Origin of the sequence: Caldicoprobacter sp. (assembly GCF_047459465.1) — a bacterium.
Taxonomy (GTDB): Bacteria; Bacillota; Clostridia; order Caldicoprobacterales; family Caldicoprobacteraceae; genus Caldicoprobacter.
In genome coordinates, this window is sequence record NZ_VSCO01000179.1 from 1 (window position 1) to 3139 (window position 3139).

Genomic DNA, 3139 nt, shown 5'->3' on the forward strand with positions numbered 1-3139 from the left:
ACCTACCGGTAAGGTAGTTGCTGAGCAGGCACCTACCCGAATAGGAGATACACATAGCACCGTGAACGAATACCTCCAGCTCGAGGGTAGGGGGGGTTTTATCCCTTATCTCCTTTATCTCATCCAGGCTGAGCTCTCTCGCCATTATTATCCTTTTTACCCCTTGGCTGTGCCAGAAGGCAGCACTCCGCCAGTTGGTGGTGTTGGCCTGGGTGCTTAAATGTATTTCCATGTCGGGTGCAACTTCCTTCACCAGGGACAGCATCCCTGGATCCGATACTATGACCGCATCCACTCCAATATCTTCAAGAAAGCGAACGTAGTCCTCAACACCCTCAAAGTCTTGGTTGTGAGCAAATATGTTCAATGCGACGTATACCCTACGCCCATATCTGTGGACGTATTCCACCCCTTCCCTCATTTCATCCAGTTCAAAATTGCCAGCCGAGGCCCTAAGGCTCAACCTTTTGCCGCCTATATATACGGCATCCGCTCCATACGCCACGGCCACCTTTAGCTTTTCAAGGTCGCCTGCCGGTGCCAAAAGCTCGGGTATCTTCATATTGCATTCCATCCTTTCGTAAAATCACATGTTCTCATGAAAAAGCCAACTTACTGAAAAAACGATCATCATAAACTTCGGGAAATCAAAATTCCTTTTTGCTGCACAGCTCCCCAAAGAAACGCCTACCAATAAAAGCTTCCCATAACTCAATGCCTTAAACTAACAGAGCCCACTCATTAGAGTGAGCTCCAATATACCTGCACTATTCCTTATTTTTATTCTGGCTATCCTTCCACAACTTCTCGTACTTTTGCTTGGCTCTAGCATGCTCTTCGGCAGTGTAACTAAACTCGTGCCGGTTATCCCCGGCATACACAAAGAACAGCACGGGCTTTTTGGGATTCATGAACTCCTCATCCGGATACAGTACCGCTTCTACAGCAAGCTGTCCCGGCGAAGCTATAGGGCCAACAGGCAGCCCCTTATACTTGTAGGTATTATAAGGCGAATCCACCGCAATCTCCTCATTGGTCAGGAAGGGCTTCCTCTCAGAACGTCCCAGAGCATACTGCACCGTTGCACATGACTGAAGGGGCATATCGATATTCAACCTGTTGTGAAATACCGCAGAGATCTTATAGAATTCATCCTTTACAGCGGCCTCTTCCTGAACTATCGAAGCCAGAGTGATTACCTCATCCAGGGTCATCCCCCGTTCCTCTATGGCTGTAAGAAGAGGTACGTCCCTGAATTCGGCATAGTACACTTTCTTTTCAAAGGTGGATAACATCTTTCTTATTATATCATCGGGCATAGAGTCCACATAGACTATATAGGTATCGGGGAACAAGTATCCTTCCAGAGGATATTCTCCGTTCCTTCTCACCTCGGGTATCTCATACAAAAAGGTATATTCTTCTGCAAACTTATCAAATTGCTTAGCAGTTTCAATGAATTGCTGGGCTGTAAACCTAAAAACCTTTTGCCCGTCTTTTTCAAAATTCTCCAGGTAATTGGCCATATCGCGTATGCTAAACCCTTCAGGAATTGTAATCTTTACCGTGTCCACTGCAGCCTCGCCCGTTATCAGCTCATCCAGGATCTGCTGGGGAGTCATATTTCTGGAAAGCTTATACCGCCCGGCCTTCAGCTTTGAAGCCTTATCGGTAAGCTCAACATAAAATCTAAAAACGCCGGTACTGCGAATCAGGCCATTTTCATACAGTATTTTAGCAATGCCCCGAACAGAAGTCCCCATCGGTATATCCACCGTTACGGTGGTGTGATCCTTAACGTCCACCGGTTCAAACAACAATATTCGGACTTGACGTACCGCCCACAAAACAACCCCCATCACTATTCCAAGGCTGATGAGGTATATCAATAAATTCCTTACAACAGATTTTATAAAAGGATATATACCCTTTCTCTTCTTTTGATCTCGAGTAACTGCAACTTCAGACATCTTTCAACCCCCGCCTATGTCGTCATCTTAATTATATAGAGTTACATATCTTTTGACAAGGCAGAGGAGGTTAATAAAATATTAAAATTGTGTTAATCTTTGATTGAAAATCTACTCATTATCCTTTGATACAGCGACAATACAGGAAGGCCCAGCAGGCCTATCACCACAAGCTGCCCCAAACCTACTTTCAGGGCAACCAGCCAGTAAGGCATATTAGCAGCCGGCGCTAGATAGATGGGTACGCCGAGAGCATTTAAAATTATGGGTGGCAGCAAGGCCACATAACGGTTGGGCGCCTTATACGTAAGGTAAGCCGATACCAGCGTAATGAGGCTGCCGCCCAGGATATCCACCAAGCCAAATGGGCTGCTCAGATTGGCAAACATGCATCCCAGCGCTACTCCGGGAACGGCAGCCGCATCTATAAATGGGAGCACCGTCAACGCCTCGGCCAACCTGAATTGTATGGGGCCAAAGGATATCGACTGAAGGGTCATGGTTAACCCAGTATATACAGCAGCAATGATGGCTGCTCGCGCAATAAAGCGAGCAGAAATCTTAAACTCCTTCACTTCCCTTTATCCCCCTCTTCGCCGTCTTCCTGCATAAAATCCAGCTCCATATCCACAGCTTCGCTCAATATCTTGTATATATCCGACATGAGCGTATTTAAGCGGTATTCAGCCTGCAAAAATTCGCTTATAGCAGGTGAGTGCTGTATGAGCTCCGAAAGCTTTCTGAACTTATCCAGCTCTTCCTCGTCAGGCTGCTTGCCGCTCAAAAATGCAGCCTGCAGCTGAAACTGCCGTTTCTTAAAGTCCTTCAGCATCTTCTTATTGGTTTCATCCTGATAAATCCTTTCCTTTGCGGCCTTGTAATCCCTGTATTCCTTGCTTACCGAAAGCGCCCTGGCCAATTCATGGGCCTTATCGTATACGTTCATATCTGGAGCCCCCCATCTTCATGGAATGAATTATATTATTATTGTGAAGTAATTTATATTTCCATGATGATAGGCAGTATCATGGGATTTCTCTTGGTTTTCTCATAGAGGAAATCCCTCAGCTCATCCCTTATATTGGTTTTCAAAGTAGCCCAATCGGTGATGTTCTGCCGCTCGCATCTATCCAGCGTTTCTTTAACCACCTGTCGTGCCTGCTCTATGA

Annotated in this window: 5 protein-coding genes; all 5 read right to left on the bottom strand. The window is 46.0% G+C overall.

What is annotated here, in order from left to right:
• On the bottom strand, positions 1-562 hold a 562-nt coding region (locus FWJ59_RS08925), incomplete at its 3' end, for a peptidase U32 family protein (RefSeq protein ID WP_414481588.1).
• A 205-nt stretch (positions 563-767) separates the two neighbouring features.
• Complete coding sequence (mltG, locus tag FWJ59_RS08930; RefSeq protein WP_414481589.1) at positions 768-1970, bottom strand: endolytic transglycosylase MltG; 1203 nt, start codon at positions 1968-1970, stop codon at positions 768-770.
• Positions 1971-2062: 92 nt separating this feature from the next.
• Complete coding sequence (locus tag FWJ59_RS08935) at positions 2063-2545, bottom strand: QueT transporter family protein (RefSeq protein ID WP_414481590.1); 483 nt, start codon at positions 2543-2545, stop codon at positions 2063-2065.
• A complete protein-coding gene (locus FWJ59_RS08940) occupies positions 2542-2916 on the bottom strand; it encodes a YlbF family regulator (protein WP_414481591.1) in 375 nt (124 codons plus the stop codon). The genes FWJ59_RS08935 and FWJ59_RS08940 overlap by 4 nt, the downstream gene beginning before the upstream one ends.
• A gap of 53 nt (positions 2917-2969) precedes the next feature.
• On the bottom strand, positions 2970-3139 hold a 170-nt coding region (locus FWJ59_RS08945), incomplete at its 5' end, for a hypothetical protein (RefSeq protein WP_414481592.1).

What these genes read in the sequence shown, in the direction of transcription:
- mltG (WP_414481589.1), bottom strand. Translation starts at nt 1,970, where the DNA reads ATGTCTGAAGTTGCAGTTACTCGAGATCAAAAGAAGAGAAAGGGTATA.
- FWJ59_RS08940 (WP_414481591.1), bottom strand. Translation starts at nt 2,916, where the DNA reads ATGAACGTATACGATAAGGCCCATGAATTGGCCAGGGCGCTTTCGGTA.